This window comes from Pseudoalteromonas sp. A25 (assembly GCF_009176705.1).
GTDB lineage: Bacteria > Pseudomonadota > Gammaproteobacteria > Enterobacterales > Alteromonadaceae > Pseudoalteromonas.
This window is the reverse complement of sequence record NZ_AP021846.1, coordinates 1219253-1241296: the sequence shown is the minus strand read 5'-3', so window position 1 is coordinate 1241296 and position 22044 is coordinate 1219253. Positions and strand designations below refer to the sequence as shown.

Sequence of the window (22044 nt, the reverse complement as noted above, 5' to 3'; positions counted from 1 at the left end):
ATTTAGCCCCTTTGCATTTGCATAGACAATGCTTTTTCAACTTCATCGCGTGGAATTGCTTCCCAGGCGCCTTTAATCTCGCTCATTAAAGTCATAACCTCTACAAGAGGTTCAACCGACTTTTCTATACTAGCGTCTGTGATTCTGCCATTCATGTATTCATAAAGACTAGCCAAATTCTGGGTAACCTCTTGACCTTCAGAATGATCCAAAGATTCCATCAACGCCAAAATGATAGAGGACGCTTTAGACAAGTGCTCTGACTTGCCCGCAAGGTCGTTTCTTTCGATACAACCTTTACCACGTGCAAGGCGCTCTAATGCGCCTTGCATTAGCATCGATATAATAGTGTAAGAATCTGCCCCTGCTAGGCGAGATTTAACACTCTCTTTTTGATAAGCTCTTGAATATGCGTTTGCCATATGAAAACCCTACTTACTTTTTACAAAACCAGGTAAATTGCTTAATGATGCTGAGATAGCGTTGCCCTGACTACGAAGCCCCGCAACAAGAACATCTAAAGACGCATACTTCTCTCTGAGCCTCGATTCATAAACTTGCATTCTATATGTATGCCGCTCTCGATCATCAGCCAATGCTCGCTTATCACTCTCCAACGCATCTTTTTGATCGGAGATTAAACCGCCCGCCTTTAAATATAAATCAACAGTCCCACTAAGCGTTTCTGCTACACCTCCAACACCTGCAAAAAGCTTGCCAATATCATCGTATGATTCGTTCAACACCTCATCTAATGTATTCACACCAGAGTTTTTCACTTCAAGCTTACTATTTTTTTCAAGGCTTAAACCAGCGTCAAATATAGTCTGCAGATTGCCTGCTCCAGATACGGAAGAACTAAGTTGGTTAACCAGTGTATCTCTAAGACCCCTCGCGGTAGCATCTACAGTTTTAGCTGTAACCATCGTATTGAGCGTCTTCATAAGGGCGTTGTAACTTTCAACGAACTTGTTCAAAGTTTCTTTTACAAACTCTTTATCCGTATCAATGTTAAGCCCTGCAGTTAGCAGTTTTGTAGCATCATTTGGATCTGCGGGGCTTTTTTTAAGCACCGTAATTGTTGAGTCTTGAATAGCATTTTCAAACGTATTGGTCGCACTACTAACTTCAATACCATCGATTTCTATAATTGCATTTTGAGCCGCATCTTTCGTGGGATCAATAACCATACCGCCAGCCCCACCACCGTTGGCTTGCGTAGACACCTTGTCTAACTCAGCTGTATTGTTCGTAACAACTAAATCGTTGCCAGCACCAGTCTCGGAAGACGTAAAAACAAGCTTAGATTGGCTACCCGTGTTAATGATATTTGCAGAAACGCCAAAATTGTCTCCGCTTTCATTTATTGCAGTTCTTAAATCTGCTAGGGTAGCGCCTGCCGCCAAAGTTATATCGAACGTTTTACCACCCGCAGCAAATGACAATGTCCCACCTGATGCAGTTACAACATCTGTTGTTGCAGTGTATGCACTAGCATCAGACTGAACAGCACGACTTCCTTGCGCCAATTGCTTGACGGCGACGTTAAATGAACCTTCAGTTGCAGTGCTTTGAGAGGTTACAGAAATAATATCTCCGCCTGCAGGCTGTGTTACCGACGTTTTACGCTTATTAAAGTTAGAGATATCTTTGAGAATATCTAACGAAGATTCAAAAGTACTTAAGTCAGACTTAATTTGTCCCAAAGCCGTAAGTTGGACTTTAAGAGTAGATTCTTTTTTATCGAATCTAGCAACTTTAGGTGCATTTTCAGCATCCAGAGTCGCGCTTATAATTGCTTCGAGGTCCAGTCCCGAGCCAACTCCCGCAGATGTAATCGATGCCATATAAACCTCCAAAAACCAAAACTAAAGCCTAACTATTTAAGCTTTTTTATCCAAAAGCACACCTCGTGCTTTTTGCATTTCATCAGACAACGAATCAATTCGTTGTGCCATTTTTATAAATTCCTCAGAAGGAATCTGACGGATGACACTCTTATTTTCCTTGTCAACCACTTTAACAACTGTCTGACCTTCATATTCGCCAACAGAAAACTCTAGAGCGCGTGACTGTAGAAGTGAACCGCCTAATTCATCACCAAAAAGCTTGTTTAAGCTTTCTGACAGTGAAGGTTTATCTAACTCACTCTTTTGGGTAATATCCTTATTGTCTCCAGACAAATCCTTATCGGCATCTTCTCTAAAACCTTGAGTCGCCTTTTCAACAGGCTGCTTTCTTTCCTGCTCCGGCATCGTGCTAAAACTACGTTTCTGTTCGAATACTAAGGCGTCATTTGTACCTATACTAGAAGACATAATACTCTCCTATCTTACTTTCTGAGGAAAGGCGGTAATCAAAACGATTATCGAATACCGCTCTCCCCTTACAAATATAGCATGTCAAGTTTGCTATACCTAGCCAAGTAATGAAAGCGCTGTTTGCGGGCGCTGATTTGCCTGACTCAAAATAGACGAACTTGCTTGTTGCAAGATCTGAGCTTTCGTTAGCTTTGCGGTCTCTGTTGCAAAATCCGCATCTTGGATACGCGAACGAGCAGAAGAAACATTCTCGATGATATTGGTTTGATTTCGAATCGTTGATGAGAAACGGTTTTGAACCGCACCTAACTGCGCTCGCTTCGCATCAATCGCCCCTATCATCGCATCAACAGCAGCTAAAACATCCTGTGCCTCACCTACCGATGTGAATGATAAACCACTGGCTGAGGCAAACGCCGTATCTGCCCCCGCACTCACACCCGAGACATTACTCGCCGCTGCCGCTAAATCACTAACAGCAAAACTGTTTACAGAAATAGAACCACCAGTTGCAGCTTCGATAGCTGTCATTGTCAAGCTAATGGTTTGATTAGCATCGGCACCCACTTGAAACTCAGAACTATAACTGCCGTCTAGTAAGTTTGTGCCACCAAACGTTGTATCCGCAGAGATACGATTCATTTCCTCGCCTAACTGCCTCGCTTCTAACTGCAGCGCTGCACGGTCTGATTGCGTATTTGAACCATTTGCCGCCTGAGCCGCTAAAGTACGAATACGCTGGTACATACCCGTCATCTCATCTAATGCACCCTCTGCAGTTTGAGCAAGAGAAATACCATCATTCGCGTTACGGTTACCCTGCGTTAAGCCATTAATTTGACCTGTCAATCGATTCGAAATTTGCATACCAGCAGCATCATCTTTTGCGCTGTTGATCCGCATACCTGACGATAAACGCTGAAATGCTTCATCGAGCGTATTACCTGATTTGCTTAGCTGTCTTTGAGCATTTAAGCTCGAAACATTAGTATTAACATAAATAGCCATAATAGCCTCCTGTCATTAATTAAGTAATAAACTCTTGGCTTGAACTGAACTCATTTTGTAAACGCCCGAATGAATACAAAAAGATATCAAGCCATTTATTACATTTCTGATAGCAAATGGATTGCCTCATTTGTTGTATCGGCAGAGTAAATACTTTCTTTAGAAAAAAATAACAATTTTTCCAAAGCAAACTATAAACACCTGAAAAATATATATTTTCACTCGAATTTTTCTTTTATCGCACCGAAATAAGGAGAAAATCAGTTTAACAGAAACATAAAAACAGGCTGTAAATGCAACTTGAAAAAAGTCAGTACAGTATGGAAGAAGAAGAAGTAGAAGTAGAAGTAGAAGTAGAAGTAGAAGTTTAAAACAACGCCGAACATCGAGAGGTGACTATTAAAAGCTAAATAGTCACCTTTTCCAAACATTACCCTAGTAGCGATAAAGCTGACTGCGGACGCTGGTTAGCCTGAGACAAAATTGTACTACTGGCCTGCTGTAAAATCTGCGCTTTGGTTAACGTCGCCGTTTCTGTCGCAAAGTCTGCATCTTTAATACGTGAACGCGCTGCCGATACATTTTCAATGATGTTCGTTTGGTTACGGATAGTCGATGAGAATCGGTTTTGAACCGCACCTAACTGAGCACGCTTCGCATCAATCGCCCCTATCATTGCATCAACAGCCGCTAAAACATCCTGCGCCTCACCAACCGATGTAAATGATAGGCCACTGGCTGAGGCAAACGCCGTATCTGCACCCGCACTCACACCCGACACGTTACTCGCCGCTGCTGCCAAGTCACTCACTGCAAAACTGTTTACTGAAATCGCACCACCTGTCGCCGCTTCAATGGCTGTCATCGTCATACTAATTGTTTGGTTTGCATCCGCACCAACCTGAAACTCTGCACTATAACTACCATCCAGTAAGTTTGTGCCACCAAACGTGGTATCTGCCGCAATACGGTTCATTTCTTCACCAAGCTGTCTTGCCTCTAACTGCAAAGCGGCTCGGTCTGACTGCGTATTTGAACCATTCGCCGCTTGCGCCGCCAAAGTACGAATACGCTGATACATGCCCGTCATTTCATCCAACGCACCTTCTGCGGTTTGCGCCAATGAAATGCCGTCGTTCGCATTTCGGTTACCCTGCTCTAAGCCATTTATCTGACTCGTTAAACGGTCTGATATTTGTAAACCTGCCGCATCGTCTTTTGCACTGTTAATACGAAGACCTGATGAAAGACGTTGGAATGCTGTATCAAGGGTATTACCTGAGTTCATCAACTGTCTTTGCGCATTTAAGCTTGATATGTTGGTATTTACATAAAGTGCCATAATGATTCTCCTAAGGTAAACCCTGTGTTTACGCTAAACTTTGTTCTTTGGCTGTTTGAGTGTTTTTTACTCACCAGCTTGGATACTTAAGTTATCGGGCTGCACAGAAAATCCTTTAGCACTTTTTTATAATTAATTTTAATTCGTTGTTTTTAATAATTTAAATTATTAAACAGTTAAAAAGACAGTTTTGGAAGAAAAAAGGAAAGTCGATAGTGACTGGGTTTTATCTTTCTGAATTGAAATGAAAAAAATAACATAACATTGATTTTTTAACGCTATAGCAAAAAAGCACCCTTAGTTAAGAGCGCTCTTTAATTATTTCAAGTTCACGGCCTTTAGCCTTGTAACAATGACAATGCCGCCTGTGGTCTCTGATTCGCCTGACCCAAAATCGTACTGCTGGCCTGCTGTAAAATCTGTGCTTTCGTCAGCGCTGCGGTCTCCGCTGCAAAGTCCGCATCTTTTATCCGTGAGCGTGCCGCCGACACATTCTCTATCGTATTTGTTTGATTTCGAATCGTTGATGAGAAGCGGTTTTGAACCGCACCCAACTCTGCCCGTTTGGCATCAATCGCCCCTATCATCGCATCTACCGCCGCTAAGATATCTTGCGCCTCACCTACCGATGTGAATGACAACCCACTGGCTGAGGCAAACGCCGTATCTGCACCTGCACTTGCCCCTGTTACACTACTCGCTGCTGCTGCTAAGTCACTAACAGTAAAACTATTTAGAGAGATATCTCCCCCTGTTGCTGCCTTTATCGCTGTCATCGTCATGCTAATCGTTTGGTTCGCATCTGCCCCCACCTGAAACTGAGCACTAAATGACCCATCCAGCAAATTCGTTCCACCAAAGGTTGTATCTACAGCAACGCGGTTGATCTCCGTAGCTAGCTGCCTAACTTCCAACTGCAGAGCTGCGCGGTCTGATTGCGTGTTTGAACCATTCGCTGCTTGCGCCGCCAAGGTACGAATACGTTGGAACATACTCGTCATTTCGTCCATCGCACCTTCCGCCGTTTGCGCTAATGAAATACCATCATTCGCGTTTCGGTTACCCTGCGTTAAGCCATTAATTTGACTCGTTAAACGGTCTGATATTTGTAAGCCTGCTGCATCATCCTTAGCACTATTGATACGAAGGCCTGAAGATAAACGTTGAAAAGCGGTATCCAGTTCATTTCCTGAGTTCATTAATTGTCTTTGTGCATTCAGGCTCGACACATTGGTATTTACATATAGGGACATAGCGCACCTCTTTTCTCATTTATCTGTTTAAGCTTGGCTTGATAAATAATTCTCAGCAAAAACTGCGCCAAGAATTAAAAGGTGCAATCTAACAACGAGTTAAGTGTACATAATGTGTTCAAAACAACACTGGAAATGCCCGTGATAATCCAACCGTCAATAATTTTCCTATTGAGCGGAAAATTATTGCCTTATATCACTTTAATCACATAATTGAATACGGAGCTGGTGAGGAAGAGAGAGCCAAAATACTGTCAGTGCATTTTGGCATTGATATTGCTTTATTTACTATTGTTGTGGGTGTCACTAGAACTGCCCGAACTTTTCTAGTGAAGTTAAGTAATAGCCTCCTGTCATATGCTGACTTAATGCTACTCTCAACGATTTCTTACCCTCGGGTTACGCGTAATGTGTAACCCGAGTGCTTATCAAATTATCCTAGTAGCGATAAAGCTGACTGTGGACGCTGGTTAGCCTGAGACAAAATTGTACTACTGGCCTGCTGTAAAATCTGCGCTTTGGTTAACGTCGCCGTTTCTGTCGCAAAGTCTGCATCTTTAATACGTGAACGCGCTGCCGATACATTTTCAATGATGTTCGTTTGGTTACGGATAGTCGATGAGAATCGGTTTTGAACCGCACCTAACTGAGCACGCTTCGCATCAATCGCCCCTATCATTGCATCAACAGCCGCTAAAACATCCTGCGCCTCACCAACCGATGTAAATGATAGGCCACTGGCTGAGGCAAACGCCGTATCTGCACCCGCACTCACACCCGACACGTTACTCGCCGCTGCTGCCAAGTCACTCACTGCAAAACTGTTTACTGAAATCGCACCACCTGTCGCCGCTTCAATGGCTGTCATCGTCATACTAATTGTTTGGTTTGCATCCGCACCAACCTGAAACTCTGCACTATAACTACCATCCAGTAAGTTTGTGCCACCAAACGTGGTATCTGCCGCAATACGGTTCATTTCTTCACCAAGCTGTCTTGCCTCTAACTGCAAAGCGGCTCGGTCTGACTGCGTATTTGAACCATTCGCCGCTTGCGCCGCCAAAGTACGAATACGCTGATACATGCCCGTCATTTCATCCAACGCACCTTCTGCGGTTTGCGCCAATGAAATGCCGTCGTTCGCATTTCGGTTACCCTGCTCTAAGCCATTTATCTGACTCGTTAAACGGTCTGATATTTGTAAACCTGCCGCATCGTCTTTTGCACTGTTAATACGAAGACCTGATGAAAGACGTTGGAATGCTGTATCAAGGGTATTACCTGAGTTCATCAACTGTCTTTGCGCATTTAAGCTTGATATGTTGGTATTTACATAAAGTGCCATAATGATTCTCCTAAGGTAAACCCTGTGTTTACGCTAAACTTTGTTCTTTGGCTGTTTGAGTGTTTTTTACTCACCAGCTTGGATACTTAAGTTATCGGGCTGCACAGAAAATCCTTTAGCACTTTTTTATAATTAATTTTAATTCGTTGTTTTTAATAATTTAAATTATTAAACAGTTAAAAAGACAGTTTTGGAAGAAAAAAGGAAAGTCGATAGTGACTGGGTTTTATCTTTCTGAATTGAAATGAAAAAAATAACATAACATTGATTTTTTAACGCTATAGCAAAAAAGCACCCTTAGTTAAGAGCGCTCTTTAATTATTTCAAGTTCACGGCCTTTAGCCTTGTAACAATGACAATGCCGCCTGTGGTCTCTGATTCGCCTGACCCAAAATCGTACTGCTGGCCTGCTGTAAAATCTGTGCTTTCGTCAGCGCTGCGGTCTCCGCTGCAAAGTCCGCATCTTTTATCCGTGAGCGTGCCGCCGACACATTCTCTATCGTATTTGTTTGATTTCGAATCGTTGATGAGAAGCGGTTTTGAACCGCACCCAACTCTGCCCGTTTGGCATCAATCGCCCCTATCATCGCATCTACCGCCGCTAAGATATCTTGCGCCTCACCTACCGATGTGAATGACAACCCACTGGCTGAGGCAAACGCCGTATCTGCACCTGCACTTGCCCCTGTTACACTACTCGCTGCTGCTGCTAAGTCACTAACAGTAAAACTATTTAGAGAGATATCTCCCCCTGTTGCTGCCTTTATCGCTGTCATCGTCATGCTAATCGTTTGGTTCGCATCTGCCCCCACCTGAAACTGAGCACTAAATGACCCATCCAGCAAATTCGTTCCACCAAAGGTTGTATCTACAGCAACGCGGTTGATCTCCGTAGCTAGCTGCCTAACTTCCAACTGCAGAGCTGCGCGGTCTGATTGCGTGTTTGAACCATTCGCTGCTTGCGCCGCCAAGGTACGAATACGTTGGAACATACTCGTCATTTCGTCCATCGCACCTTCCGCCGTTTGCGCTAATGAAATACCATCATTCGCGTTTCGGTTACCCTGCGTTAAGCCATTAATTTGACTCGTTAAACGGTCTGATATTTGTAAGCCTGCTGCATCATCCTTAGCACTATTGATACGAAGGCCTGAAGATAAACGTTGAAAAGCGGTATCCAGTTCATTTCCTGAGTTCATTAATTGTCTTTGTGCATTCAGGCTCGACACATTGGTATTTACATATAGGGACATAGCGCACCTCTTTTCTCATTTATCTGTTTAAGCTTGGCTTGATAAATAATTCTCAGCAAAAACTGCGCCAAGAATTAAAAGGTGCAATCTAACAACGAGTTAAGTGTACATAATGTGTTCAAAACAACACTGGAAATGCCCGTGATAATCCAACCGTCAATAATTTTCCTATTGAGCGGAAAATTATTGCCTTATATCACTTTAATCACATAATTGAATACGGAGCTGGTGAGGAAGAGAGAGCCAAAATACTGTCAGTGCATTTTGGCATTGATATTGCTTTATTTACTATTGTTGTGGGTGTCACTAGAACTGCCCGAACTTTTCTAGTGAAGTTAAGTAATAGCCTCCTGTCATATGCTGACTTAATGCTACTCTCAACGATTTCTTACCCTCGGGTTACGCGTAATGTGTAACCCGAGTGCTTATCAAATTATCCTAGTAGCGATAAAGCTGACTGTGGACGCTGGTTAGCCTGAGACAAAATTGTACTACTGGCCTGCTGTAAAATCTGCGCTTTGGTTAACGTCGCCGTTTCTGTCGCAAAGTCTGCATCTTTAATACGTGAACGCGCTGCCGATACATTTTCAATGATGTTCGTTTGGTTACGGATAGTCGATGAGAATCGGTTTTGAACCGCACCTAACTGAGCACGCTTCGCATCAATCGCCCCTATCATTGCATCAACAGCCGCTAAAACATCCTGCGCCTCACCAACCGATGTAAATGATAGGCCACTGGCTGAGGCAAACGCCGTATCTGCACCCGCACTCACACCCGACACGTTACTCGCCGCTGCTGCCAAGTCACTCACTGCAAAACTGTTTACTGAAATCGCACCACCTGTCGCCGCTTCAATGGCTGTCATCGTCATACTAATTGTTTGGTTTGCATCCGCACCAACCTGAAACTCTGCACTATAACTACCATCCAGTAAGTTTGTGCCACCAAACGTGGTATCTGCCGCAATACGGTTCATTTCTTCACCAAGCTGTCTTGCCTCTAACTGCAAAGCGGCTCGGTCTGACTGCGTATTTGAACCATTCGCCGCTTGCGCCGCCAAAGTACGAATACGCTGATACATGCCCGTCATTTCATCCAACGCACCTTCTGCGGTTTGCGCCAATGAAATGCCGTCGTTCGCATTTCGGTTACCCTGCTCTAAGCCATTTATCTGACTCGTTAAACGGTCTGATATTTGTAAACCTGCCGCATCGTCTTTTGCACTGTTAATACGAAGACCTGATGAAAGACGTTGGAATGCTGTATCAAGGGTATTACCTGAGTTCATCAACTGTCTTTGCGCATTTAAGCTTGATATGTTGGTATTTACATAAAGTGCCATAATGATTCTCCTAAGGTAAACCCTGTGTTTACGCTAAACTTTGTTCTTTGGCTGTTTGAGTGTTTTTTACTCACCAGCTTGGATACTTAAGTTATCGGGCTGCACAGAAAATCCTTTAGCACTTTTTTATAATTAATTTTAATTCGTTGTTTTTAATAATTTAAATTATTAAACAGTTAAAAAGACAGTTTTGGAAGAAAAAAGGAAAGTCGATAGTGACTGGGTTTTATCTTTCTGAATTGAAATGAAAAAAATAACATAACATTGATTTTTTAACGCTATAGCAAAAAAGCACCCTTAGTTAAGAGCGCTCTTTAATTATTTCAAGTTCACGGCCTTTAGCCTTGTAACAATGACAATGCCGCCTGTGGTCTCTGATTCGCCTGACCCAAAATCGTACTGCTGGCCTGCTGTAAAATCTGTGCTTTCGTCAGCGCTGCGGTCTCCGCTGCAAAGTCCGCATCTTTTATCCGTGAGCGTGCCGCCGACACATTCTCTATCGTATTTGTTTGATTTCGAATCGTTGATGAGAAGCGGTTTTGAACCGCACCCAACTCTGCCCGTTTGGCATCAATCGCCCCTATCATCGCATCTACCGCCGCTAAGATATCTTGCGCCTCACCTACCGATGTGAATGACAACCCACTGGCTGAGGCAAACGCCGTATCTGCACCTGCACTTGCCCCTGTTACACTACTCGCTGCTGCTGCTAAGTCACTAACAGTAAAACTATTTAGAGAGATATCTCCCCCTGTTGCTGCCTTTATCGCTGTCATCGTCATGCTAATCGTTTGGTTCGCATCTGCCCCCACCTGAAACTGAGCACTAAATGACCCATCCAGCAAATTCGTTCCACCAAAGGTTGTATCTACAGCAACGCGGTTGATCTCCGTAGCTAGCTGCCTAACTTCCAACTGCAGAGCTGCGCGGTCTGATTGCGTGTTTGAACCATTCGCTGCTTGCGCCGCCAAGGTACGAATACGTTGGAACATACTCGTCATTTCGTCCATCGCACCTTCCGCCGTTTGCGCTAATGAAATACCATCATTCGCGTTTCGGTTACCCTGCGTTAAGCCATTAATTTGACTCGTTAAACGGTCTGATATTTGTAAGCCTGCTGCATCATCCTTAGCACTATTGATACGAAGGCCTGAAGATAAACGTTGAAAAGCGGTATCCAGTTCATTTCCTGAGTTCATTAATTGTCTTTGTGCATTCAGGCTCGACACATTGGTATTTACATATAGGGACATAGCGCACCTCTTTTCTCATTTATCTGTTTAAGCTTGGCTTGATAAATAATTCTCAGCAAAAACTGCGCCAAGAATTAAAAGGTGCAATCTAACAACGAGTTAAGTGTACATAATGTGTTCAAAACAACACTGGAAATGCCCGTGATAATCCAACCGTCAATAATTTTCCTATTGAGCGGAAAATTATTGCCTTATATCACTTTAATCACATAATTGAATACGGAGCTGGTGAGGAAGAGAGAGCCAAAATACTGTCAGTGCATTTTGGCATTGATATTGCTTTATTTACTATTGTTGTGGGTGTCACTAGAACTGCCCGAACTTTTCTAGTGAAGTTAAGTAATAGCCTCCTGTCATATGCTGACTTAATGCTACTCTCAACGATTTCTTACCCTCGGGTTACGCGTAATGTGTAACCCGAGTGCTTATCAAATTATCCTAGTAGCGATAAAGCTGACTGTGGACGCTGGTTAGCCTGAGACAAAATTGTACTACTGGCCTGCTGTAAAATCTGCGCTTTGGTTAACGTCGCCGTTTCTGTCGCAAAGTCTGCATCTTTAATACGTGAACGCGCTGCCGATACATTTTCAATGATGTTCGTTTGGTTACGGATAGTCGATGAGAATCGGTTTTGAACCGCACCTAACTGAGCACGCTTCGCATCAATCGCCCCTATCATTGCATCAACAGCCGCTAAAACATCCTGCGCCTCACCAACCGATGTAAATGATAGGCCACTGGCTGAGGCAAACGCCGTATCTGCACCCGCACTCACACCCGACACGTTACTCGCCGCTGCTGCCAAGTCACTCACTGCAAAACTGTTTACTGAAATCGCACCACCTGTCGCCGCTTCAATGGCTGTCATCGTCATACTAATTGTTTGGTTTGCATCCGCACCAACCTGAAACTCTGCACTATAACTACCATCCAGTAAGTTTGTGCCACCAAACGTGGTATCTGCCGCAATACGGTTCATTTCTTCACCAAGCTGTCTTGCCTCTAACTGCAAAGCGGCTCGGTCTGACTGCGTATTTGAACCATTCGCCGCTTGCGCCGCCAAAGTACGAATACGCTGATACATGCCCGTCATTTCATCCAACGCACCTTCTGCGGTTTGCGCCAATGAAATGCCATCGTTCGCATTTCGGTTACCCTGCTCTAAGCCATTTATCTGACTCGTTAAACGGTCTGATATTTGTAAACCTGCCGCATCGTCTTTTGCGCTGTTAATACGAAGACCTGATGAAAGACGTTGGAATGCTGTATCAAGGGTATTACCTGAGTTCATCAACTGTCTTTGCGCATTTAAGCTTGATATGTTGGTATTTACATAAAGTGCCATAATGATTCTCCTAAGGTAAACCCTGTGTTTACGCTAAACTTTGTTCTTTGGCTGTTTGAGTGTTTTTTACTCACCAGCTTGGATACTTAAGTTATCGGGCTACGCAGAAAATCCTTTAGCACTTTTTTATAATTTTTTATAACTCACTGTTTTTTATTTTATTTAATTCCCCCTTCCCTTGAATGGGCATAGCCACTTTCTAGTTTGTATAAATCATTTATATTGAAATTTATCGCTATATTTATCAAAAAGATAGAAATTAAACTTAGTGTTTGTAGGTATTTAAGGTAGAAAACTAAAAAAGAGCTCTAAAACAAGAGCCCTTTTTTGCTGGTTATTTAGATATCAACGAATGTAATCTAATAATGACAAGTTCGATAGCCTTCCGAAGGTTGCCTGTGATGCTTGTAAAGCGGTCTCATGCTTTGTTAATTCAGAGATGGCCTCTGCCATATCAATTTCAACTAATTCCGCTTTTGCGGCTTTATTATTGATATCCAAAGATGAATTAGCTGATGCAATTCTATCAACCGTATTAAATCGACCACCTAAACTAGATTGAGTTTGTGAAATCGTATTTTTAGCATTCGCAATACCAACGACCGCATCAGCTAACTCTTGTTGATAATCCGCTGCACTTAACCCAGGGTTCTTAAGTGCTGCCGATAAGTCATCCAACGTGTTTAATATGTTTTTGGTTGTTGGCTTTTCTAAATCGAAACTAAATGAGGTGGGCGCTGCACCTGCAAAACTCATATCCATACCTGCCACATTAATTTCGTTACCAGAAAAAGTACCACTTTGTATTGTTGACCCCCCTTGAACCACATCGAATGTCGTTGCTGAAGTCACATTAATTGTGATGGTATTGGCAGTTGCTGGTGCTGTTGGATCTGCGTTGTAATTGGTTTTATGAAAATTATCAAAAGCACCTTGCTCGTTGACATAGACGGTTGCAGTAGCTGGTGCTATTGATGTTCTATCTATATCCAAGCGTTTGTTTACTTTCTCAAAAACATCAAAACCATTATCACTCGAACGAATTTCAACGCCTTCTGCGACTTTAATTTTGTGCTGTCCCTGATCACCATTATAAACATACTTATTCTGGGTCTGATCAAATGCATAGGTTTGTGTATTGTCTTGATACCCAGAAAAAATGTAACGACCATCTTCTGACTTTGCATTCATCCAGCCAAAAACCGCAGATTTAATACTCTCAACTTCTTCAGCAAGCCCAGCCTTATCTGACTGAGATAATGCACCATTGCCCGCCTGTATCGCTAATTGCTGCGCTTTCAACAAAGAATCATTAATGTTATCCAACATGGTTTCTTGCGTATCAAGTCGACCCTTGAGCATACTTGTATTCTTAGCGTATTGCTCATTGGTCTGTATCTTATCACCATACAACAGCGCTCTGGCCATAGCTGATGGGTCGTCGCTCGCTGTTAATACCCTTTTTTGAGTGCTAACTTGCTGCTGTGCTTTGTTAACCTCTTTTTGGTTATCTAAGATTGAAGCTAAGCTATTTTTATACATTAAATTATTGGATAAACGCATAATTACCTCGCAGCACTCAACAGTGTATCAAAAATCGTTCGCGCAGTTGAGATGATCTGCGCAGATGCTGAGTATGACTGCTGAAACCTTAGCAAATTAGCAGCTTCCTCATCTAAGTTGACGCCAGACATCGATTCAAACCATGCCTCAGACTGGTTTGCTAAAGCCTCAAAAGCCGCGCCATTGGTTTTTGCCTGATTTGATATTACCCCTATTTCTGTTACCAAACCTGCATATGCCTCGTTAAATGTCGCTAAATTATCAGCCGTTGCTGTTGTTATCACATCTTTACGCACCAATTCACTTGATTGTAAGTTGGACAGTGCAGAGCCATTTCTGTTGTCATCGAATCCGCCTGTATTGATATCTAGTGTAAATTGATCGCCTGTTGCTGGCTGCCCCTCGATATCAAAGTCAAATCCATAGGTACTAAATGGCGCCCCGGCTTGATTTAACATATTTTTGCTCGGTGGTGTAATGGTAAACGTACTCGTGCCACTGCCATCTGAAATTTGGTACTCATTTGCCGTTGCCGTCTTCGTAATCGTTATTTGTCCATTAGCCAGTGCTGGCGCATTCCCAGGAGTAGAACCTGCTGTAAATCCGGCACCAATACTGCTCACTGTACCCACGGAAATGCTAGCACTACCAACATTCCCTGCAGCAACGCCCGTACGTATTGGCGAAGCCAAAGCCAAGTGATTAGGGCGCTCAGTAGCAAGCGAAATCGAGCTTGCGGTTGTAGAGTTAAGTTTAACTAAAAAGCTATCGTTTACTGCAGCACCAGGACTCACTGACAACGCTAATCCATACAAATCAGAGCCAGCAGGCACCGCCGTGGTTGAATTAACAACTCCACCCGATACGTTGGCAGTCGCAGGCGTACCTATCACATTGCCTTTTGCATCCACCGCAGCAATTTCAACACTCGTTGCAGTTAAAAATGTCACCCTAAAGTCTGTCGCTGGCACATTTTTACCTAAACCAGCCTCTACAGTGGCTGTTACTCCACCCGTTCCCGTATTATCTTGATACGCGTACCCTTGTACACTAGGAATAGTGAACAGATCTTGTCCCATATTCCCATCAAGGTCCATGCCTAAGCGGTTTTGTTGATTAAACGCATCTGCCAACGCGAGCCCTATTTGCCCTATCTGATTTTGCGCGGGGTGCAAAATTTCATCCCGAAAGGCTAATATTCCGCCAATTTTTCCCTTTAAAGTTGAGATATCGACATCTAATGCAACGGCACTACCGCTGGACACATCCAGTTTAAGATCTTTGACTTCAGGGTCTGGGTCTCCGTTTAAAGATAAGGTGTTAAATGTACCATTCTCCATCACTAAAGACTGACCAGAGCCAAGAAAAACCAACTTCTCCCCATTGGGACCATCTATCGTCTCAATATCCACCAGCTCAGATAGCTGTTTAATCGCTTCATCACGCTCGTTGAACACCGAGTTTGCAACATTTGAACCTTCCTGTCCCTTACTGGCAGTGATTTTATTGTTCAAATTACTGATGTTTTCAATCAGATTATTTGCTTCGCTGGTGTACACATTTAGCTGTTCATTAACAACGCTTCTTTGATCAAAAACAATTCCCGACAGGCGGTGCATCTGATCCACCAAATTCTGAGCATCAGTCATAAACAATGAACGTGTCACAGACGAAGAGGGTTGGTTGGCTGCTTGCTGTAAATTATTAAACAATGAGTTAATACTTGTACTCAAGCTATTAGAGTCTTGCGAAAACAGGGTATCCACTCGAGAAGACTCGGTTGTAAACTGCTGGTAATACGCTTGGCTTGATATATCTCTATTGAGTTGTTTTTGAGCAAATTCATTGAGCATTCGCACAGTCTCACCACGACCTACTTGGTTACCAATCATGGTGGCATGCTCAGTACGCTCTCTAATATACCCCTTGGTATTCATATTAGAGATATTCTTACTGGTTGTTTGCAGTAGTTCGTTACTTGCACGAATGCCATGACTGCCTATATTCATTAAATCATAGGTCATATCAATTTACTCCTTGACGGATCAGCGACGACAGCATCTGCTTAAACTCGCCTCGCTGAAGGACGCTTTTAATCTTTTGCGCATAGTTTGGATCAGTTGCATAACCTGCCTCTTGCAACGCCTCAAGGTATTGAGAAGGCTCTTGTACTTTCTGAAGCGCTTTTTCATAGCGAGGGTTACTTTGTAAGAAGTCAACATAATCACTGATGCTGTCTTTAATCGAGTCGTACACTCTAAACTGTGCCTGCTTTTTAACTGGCAAACCTTGCTCAAACTCGAGCGTCAGCTTTTTGGCACTTTCACCTTGCCACGATTTATCTGATTTGATATTGAATAAGTTATAACTGCTTGAACCATCGGCTTTATTAATCACGTGCTTGCCCCACCCTGTTTCCAGGGCTGCTTGTGCCACCATAACGGCAGGGTTTAAGCCAATTTTTTGTGCTGCGTCTTTTGCGTGTCCCCAAAGCGCCTCAACAAAAGATTCTGGATCTTTAAAATCAGCCTCATCTTCTTCCACCTTATCGGCTAGCGCGCTATTACTCTTAATCACAGCTTCACCATTGGCTATTTTGTCGCTTTGGAAGTTAGCGCCAGTGCGCAAAACCGAAGCAGGCGTGTAACCCTCACCATTTGGCGATAATTGTTGCACAATAAGATCAGCCAGCCCCAAGTTACCTTTGCCTGCAAGCTCAACCGATAATTGTTGATCATGCATCTCTTCAAAGAACTTGACGCTACTTGAATTAAAAGGACTATCTTTATCTTCCATTGCCTCATTGGCTTTACGCATGCTCTTTAACAGCATTTGCGTAAAAATAGACTCAAACTGCTGCGCAGCCTTTTTTAAAGCTTCGTTAGAAGCTGTTTGATCCGTGCCGCTTTTCAAGGCGTCTTGACGCAAGGAGTTAAGATCTCCTAAGTCAAAAAAGTTCTGATTGTCTAACGGATTAGTATTCATCTGCTCAACGACACATAGTAAATATTCATACAAATATGAATGCAAAAAGCGAGCCAAAAAAAAGCCCTGATAATTCAGGGCTAACTCTTTGATTAAAAATAAAACTTTATATGACGACTAATTGACCATTAATCGCCCCAGCTTCTTTAAGGGCTTCTAAAATGGCCATTAAATCACCTGGCGCTGCGCCCACTTGGTTGATAGCTCGAACCAAATCATCAAGACTAACACCGGGGTCAAACACAAAAGCGCGAGAATCATCAGTGTCGACATCAATAATGCTTTGCTGGGTCACAACCGTCTCTCCCTCAGCTAACGCCTGTGGCTGAGAAACATTCTGTTGCTCTGCAATCGTCACCGTTAAGCCTCCATGCGTAATAGCCGCGGGCTGAAGTTTGACATTCTTACCGATTACAATCGTACCAGTTCGCGAGTTAACAATAATTTTAGCGGTTGTGTCAGCAGGCTTGAATTCTAAATTTTCAAGCGTCGATAGATAAGCAACACGCTGTGAGGGATCTCGTGGCGCAATGACGCGTACAGAGGCGGCATCCAATGGTTTTGCACTATCAGGACCAACTAACGCATTTATTGTATCTGCCAAGCGCTTAGCCGTCGTAAAGTCAGGGCTATTCAAATTGAAAGTAATGTGGTCCCCTTGTGTAAATGGACTCTTCACTGCACGCTCAACCATTGCGCCATTAGGGATACGACCAACCGTTGGCGTATTGATCACGACTCGACTACCATCTAATCCTTCAGCACCGAGACCACCTACGATCAAACTACCTTGCGCAATGGCATAAACATTACCATCTACGCCTTTTAGAAAGGTTTGCAGTAATGTGCCGCCCCTTAAACTGCCCGCACTACCGATAGAGGACACTGTAACGTCAATCTGTTGCCCTGGTTTAACAAAAGGGGGTAAGTCAGCATGTACAGCAACTGCTGCGACATTTTTAATTTTAGGTTTTAAATTTGCGGGCATGGTTATGCCAAAGCTACTAAGCATTGCTTTAAAGCTTTGCTCAGTAAATCGGCTTTGCTCACCCGTGCCAGGCAAACCAACCACTAAACCGTAACCAACTAATTGGTTTGACCTTACGCCTTCCACCATGCTGACGTCTTTTATACGCTCAGCTGCTGCTTCTTTAGGCGAAAACAAACTCCCAAGTAATACACATGTAATAAGGAATAATCTCATCATCTTTACCTTTTAAAATGGGAGTAACGTGCTCATAAAGAACCGTGCCAGCCAACCTGGACTTTGTGTCTCTTGATGTTGCCCCTTGCCTGAATATTGGATCCGAGCATTGGCAATACGGTTCGACTCTACCGTGTTATCCGCTTTTACGTCTTGCGCTCTAACTAAGCCTTCTAGGCGAATAAACTCTTCACCCGTATTTAAAGTCAACCACTTTTCACCGCGGATCACTAAATTACCATTAGGAAGCACTCTCATCACATTAACTGAAATATTACCAAACAAACTATTTGATTGATTAGCCTGAGAATCGCCTTTAAAAGAAGAATCAGACTCCAAGCCGAACTGCAGACTTTCCTTGCCAATATTAATGGCTGAGCCGCCTAACCCTGTAATTGGGCTCAATGAAGCATCTGTCTCTTTGTCTGTTTGACTATTGGCAGCTTTTGACGCTGCAGTCGTTTCTCTTAGAATGACCGTTATAATATCGCCCGTTCTCAGCGCTTTTTTGTCTGAATATAAGTCGTTCGATAAATGCTGACTAAACAAAGAGCCTGTCGCAACAACCGTCTGTGCGTCTTGCTCTGGGTACATAGGTGCATAGTATGGATCATCTCTTACCACATCAGCGTTTTGCGTAGATACGCACCCCGAAAGAACAGCGGTTACCACAATCGCTAAGCTAAAATCACGCATACTGCCCCCTAATACCTATAGTTGTTGATTAATGTAACTAAGCATTTCATCAACAGATGAAATAACTTTTGAGTTCATCTCATAAACTCGTTGAGTTTCAATTAAGTTTACAAGCTCTTCCGTTACATTTACGTTAGACGTTTCAAGCGCTCCTTGAACAATCGAGCCAAGTCCGTCAACGCTTGGATTACCCTGAACTGGCGCGCCACTAACAGCGGTTTCGGTATATAGGTTCTGTCCAATGGGCTCTAAGCCTGATGGGTTAATAAAGTCGCTAATCACCAATTGCCCAATCACAACGTTTTCAGCCTGACCAGCCACTGACACAGATACTTCTCCATCTTGTGACACCGTAATTGACTGCGCATCATCAGGGACGTTCATTTGTGGTTGGATCGGAAAACCAGCCCCTGATGTTACAACACGCCCTTCTTCGTCAGTAGTAAACTGACCATTACGAGAATAAGCAGTGGTGCCATCAGGCATTTGGATTTCAAAAAAACCGGGGCCTTGGATCATCCAATCTAGCGAGTTTTCTGTGCTTAGCATGTTGCCTTGAGAAAAATTCTTTTGGTTGGCGACCACCTTAGAGCCGGCACCTAGCATCAAACCAGACGGCAGTTCAGTGTCTTGTGATGAACGACCACCCGGCTGATTAATATTTTGATAAAGTAAATCTTCAAAAATTGCGCGGCTCTTTTTGTATCCAACAGTACTGGCGTTAGCAAGGTTATTGGAGATAACCGCAATGTCAGTCTGTTGGGCATCTAAGCCCGTTTTACTTATCCACAATGCTGGGTTCATAATATCTACCTCATTTGGTTAGATGATGCGCAATAGAGACACATGACGCTCGTCTATCTCTTCTGCGGTTTTCATTAGTTTCATTTGCATTTCAAATTGACGCTGATGATTTATCAAATCAACCATTTCATGCACTGGATTTACATTAGAGCGCTCAAGTGTGCCGCTCATGATCCGGGCAGTTGGAGAGATATCGCAAAAACCACACAGGCCATTAACCAGCGCGTCTTGTTTTGGACGAAATAATCCGTCATTACCTTTTTCCAACTGACTGTTATCAGCTTCTATGATTTTTAACCTATCTACGACTTCCAAAAAATTGGCAGGGGCGCCTTGGGGCCGTACTTGAATGGAGCCATCATCACTAAACACCACTTTCTCAACGGGGATAGGTAAAATTATAGGACCACCTTCGCCAATAACTTGGCGGCCATGACTCGTGACCAGTGAACCATCTGAACGAATATTGAAAGTACCCACTTTGGTATATGCTTCATTACCGCCTTGGTCCATGACACTGATCCACGTTTTTTGCGAAACCGAAATGTCTAAATCTCGCCCAGTTTCAACAACCGCGCCAGCATTCATATTGGTACCAGGACGTTCTTGCATAGCAAAAACACGCGTCGGTAAGCCTTCGCCAAATGCTTGCATAGAACGTGCTTGAGCAAAGTCGGCTTTAAAACCAATGGTATTTGAGTTTGCGAGGTTATTGGCTTTAATCGCAACACCTCGCAAGTTTTGCTTAGCGCCGGACATCGCCACATAGAGCATTTTATCCATCGTTCTGGCCTAAATAATTGTTCATACCTTGTATAAAGCAATTTCAATGCCAACAATAGAAGCGGGTTTAAAAGGTAGACTGTCAAAGATATGGCGTGAAAAAAGCCGCTGTAGATAGCGGCTTTTATAGAAGTGAAAATTCTATCGGATCTGTAGAATATTTTGCTGAATTGTTGAGTTAACTTCCAGTGCCCGCGAGTTTGCTTGGAAGTTTCGCTGAGCGCTAATTAAGTCAACCAGTTCATTAGTTAAATTCACATTTGACTGCTCAAGTGCAGATGAATTAATGGTACCCAATGTGCCTGAACCAGGCTCGCCAGCAATCGGCTCTCCAGAGGTTAAACTTTTCTTCCAAGATGTATTACCCACTTGCTGTAAACCTTGAGAGTTTGAAAAGCGCACCATAGCAACCTGCCCTAAGAAAGTGGAGTCACCATTACTATAAGAGGCTACAATTTTACCATCTGATCCGATATCAATACCCGCAAGTCGACCCACGGTGGCCCCATCTTGCTCTAGCGCTTTAACTTCAAAACGGCTCGCATATTGGGTTGGCAACTTATTGGTGGTGTTGGCCTCATCTCGCCAGTTAACGATAACATCATTTGGGAATGTAGCACCATTACCTAACAGTTCAGATAAGCCTGGAGTAACTGGTGCAGTGCCGGGAACACCAGGAATAGTCAGTGCACCAAATGTGGTGCCCGCCGGCACAGCGTTATAAACAACCGGTGTTGCGGTTGGGTCAGCCGCTGTTCCTGAGGGTAAACCACTTGAATCGAAACGAAACATTGAAATGGGAGTACTTGGAACTGCCGGTGTTGCGGTAGGTTCAACCTTATCACCTTGGTGGTTAAATTGCACACCATCAAGCGTCGCGTACACACTCCAATCGTTGTCTGCTGTTTTTCTGAAGAAGAATTGCATAACATGCGGCTCACCTAAAGAGTCATAAACAGTTGTTGAGGTTGATGCGTTGTAAGACGCTGACTGATTCGGGTCAAAGGCGAGCGTTGGTACTGACTGCCTTGAATCTAAGTTAAATGATGTATAAACGTTATTGGTTGCTCTTGGCGAGCCAGATGCATCAGGTATTTGTAACGCCGTTGATGTACTCAAACTGACTGATGTTGTATCACCAGTACTGGCATCCACAGGGAACCCTTGCAAAAAGTTACCCTTAGAATCAACAATAAAGTTATCTTTATTTAGCTTAAATGCCCCCGCTCGCGTATAGGCATAATCTTGTGAGCTTAAGTCTTCACTGGTTGCAAAGTAACCTTCACCAGTGATCGCTAAATCAAGTGAATTTTGGGTAAATTTTAGCGACCCTTGGTGAAACTGCTGTGCAACCATCGTTGTTTGCGCCCCGTCACCATTTTTAGTTGCGCCTGCACTAAATACCGATGCAGCGTATACATCTGAAAACTCAGCACGTGACTCTTTAAAGCCTGTGGTATTCACGTTAGCAATATTATTCGCCGTGGTATCCAAATCTTTTTGGGCCGCAGCTAGACCTGTTAATGCGATATTGAAACTCATGT

General features: G+C 43.4%; 19 protein-coding genes. All 19 read right to left on the bottom strand.

Translation table 11 applies throughout. From position 1 onward, the window contains the following. Nucleotides 1-2 precede the first annotated feature (2 nt). The 19 genes from fliS to flgE all read right to left on the bottom strand — a co-directional run bounded on the left by fliS (nt 3) and on the right by flgE (nt 22042). Complete coding sequence (gene fliS, locus GDK41_RS05555; RefSeq protein ID WP_152085471.1) at nt 3-422, bottom strand: flagellar export chaperone FliS; 420 nt, start codon at nt 420-422, stop codon at nt 3-5. Between the two features lie 9 nt (nt 423-431). Further along, nucleotides 432-1847 carry a flagellar filament capping protein FliD gene (fliD, locus tag GDK41_RS05550; RefSeq protein WP_152085470.1) on the bottom strand — a complete coding sequence of 472 codons (1416 nt, stop codon included), beginning with the start codon at nt 1845-1847 and terminating at the stop codon, nt 432-434. Between the two features lie 36 nt (nt 1848-1883). Continuing rightward, entirely contained in the window at nt 1884-2318 is a 435-nt protein-coding gene (locus GDK41_RS05545; protein WP_152085469.1) for a flagellar protein FlaG, read from the bottom strand. A gap of 99 nt (nt 2319-2417) precedes the next feature. After that, on the bottom strand, nt 2418-3329 hold the full coding sequence (locus GDK41_RS05540; RefSeq protein ID WP_152085468.1) for a flagellin N-terminal helical domain-containing protein: 912 nt from the start codon (nt 3327-3329) through the stop codon (nt 2418-2420). Nucleotides 3330-3759: 430 nt separating this feature from the next. Further along, nucleotides 3760-4671, bottom strand: coding sequence for a flagellin N-terminal helical domain-containing protein (locus GDK41_RS05535; protein ID WP_152085466.1), 912 nt, complete (start codon nt 4669-4671; stop codon nt 3760-3762). 338 nt (nt 4672-5009) lie between these two features. Continuing rightward, nucleotides 5010-5924: a flagellin N-terminal helical domain-containing protein gene (locus tag GDK41_RS05530; protein ID WP_152085467.1), complete on the bottom strand. Its 915-nt coding sequence runs from the start codon at nt 5922-5924 to the stop codon at nt 5010-5012. A 433-nt stretch (nt 5925-6357) separates the two neighbouring features. Next, on the bottom strand, nt 6358-7269 hold the full coding sequence (locus GDK41_RS05525) for a flagellin N-terminal helical domain-containing protein (RefSeq protein ID WP_152085466.1): 912 nt from the start codon (nt 7267-7269) through the stop codon (nt 6358-6360). 338 nt (nt 7270-7607) lie between these two features. After that, nucleotides 7608-8522, bottom strand: a complete 915-nt coding sequence (locus GDK41_RS05520) for a flagellin N-terminal helical domain-containing protein (protein ID WP_152085467.1) — start codon at nt 8520-8522, stop codon at nt 7608-7610. A 433-nt stretch (nt 8523-8955) separates the two neighbouring features. Then, nucleotides 8956-9867: a flagellin N-terminal helical domain-containing protein gene (locus GDK41_RS05515; RefSeq protein ID WP_152085466.1), complete on the bottom strand. Its 912-nt coding sequence runs from the start codon at nt 9865-9867 to the stop codon at nt 8956-8958. 338 nt (nt 9868-10205) lie between these two features. Then, nucleotides 10206-11120, bottom strand: coding sequence for a flagellin N-terminal helical domain-containing protein (locus tag GDK41_RS05510; protein WP_152085467.1), 915 nt, complete (start codon nt 11118-11120; stop codon nt 10206-10208). A 433-nt stretch (nt 11121-11553) separates the two neighbouring features. Beyond that, the gene (locus GDK41_RS05505) at nt 11554-12465 is read right to left on the bottom strand and encodes a flagellin N-terminal helical domain-containing protein (protein WP_152085466.1); all 912 of its coding nucleotides are present in this window, start codon (nt 12463-12465) and stop codon (nt 11554-11556) included. Between the two features lie 345 nt (nt 12466-12810). Continuing rightward, nucleotides 12811-14028: a flagellar hook-associated protein FlgL gene (flgL, locus tag GDK41_RS05500; RefSeq protein WP_152085465.1), complete on the bottom strand. Its 1218-nt coding sequence runs from the start codon at nt 14026-14028 to the stop codon at nt 12811-12813. A 2-nt stretch (nt 14029-14030) separates the two neighbouring features. Beyond that, nucleotides 14031-16052 (bottom strand): flagellar hook-associated protein FlgK, encoded by a 2022-nt coding sequence (flgK, locus tag GDK41_RS05495; protein ID WP_152085464.1) that lies wholly within the window; start codon nt 16050-16052, stop codon nt 14031-14033. Between the two features lies 1 nt (nt 16053). Further along, nucleotides 16054-17013 carry a flagellar assembly peptidoglycan hydrolase FlgJ gene (gene flgJ, locus GDK41_RS05490; protein ID WP_152085463.1) on the bottom strand — a complete coding sequence of 320 codons (960 nt, stop codon included), beginning with the start codon at nt 17011-17013 and terminating at the stop codon, nt 16054-16056. 106 nt (nt 17014-17119) lie between these two features. Beyond that, nucleotides 17120-18217: a flagellar basal body P-ring protein FlgI gene (locus GDK41_RS05485; RefSeq protein ID WP_152085462.1), complete on the bottom strand. Its 1098-nt coding sequence runs from the start codon at nt 18215-18217 to the stop codon at nt 17120-17122. Between the two features lie 12 nt (nt 18218-18229). After that, entirely contained in the window at nt 18230-18913 is a 684-nt protein-coding gene (gene flgH, locus GDK41_RS05480) for a flagellar basal body L-ring protein FlgH (protein ID WP_152085461.1), read from the bottom strand. A gap of 15 nt (nt 18914-18928) precedes the next feature. Next, on the bottom strand, nt 18929-19717 hold the full coding sequence (gene flgG, locus GDK41_RS05475) for a flagellar basal-body rod protein FlgG (RefSeq protein ID WP_152085460.1): 789 nt from the start codon (nt 19715-19717) through the stop codon (nt 18929-18931). 18 nt (nt 19718-19735) lie between these two features. Continuing rightward, nucleotides 19736-20500 (bottom strand): flagellar basal body rod protein FlgF, encoded by a 765-nt coding sequence (locus tag GDK41_RS05470; RefSeq protein ID WP_152085459.1) that lies wholly within the window; start codon nt 20498-20500, stop codon nt 19736-19738. 141 nt (nt 20501-20641) lie between these two features. After that, nucleotides 20642-22042: a flagellar hook protein FlgE gene (flgE, locus tag GDK41_RS05465; RefSeq protein ID WP_152085458.1), complete on the bottom strand. Its 1401-nt coding sequence runs from the start codon at nt 22040-22042 to the stop codon at nt 20642-20644. Between the last annotated feature and the right edge of the window lie 2 nt (nt 22043-22044).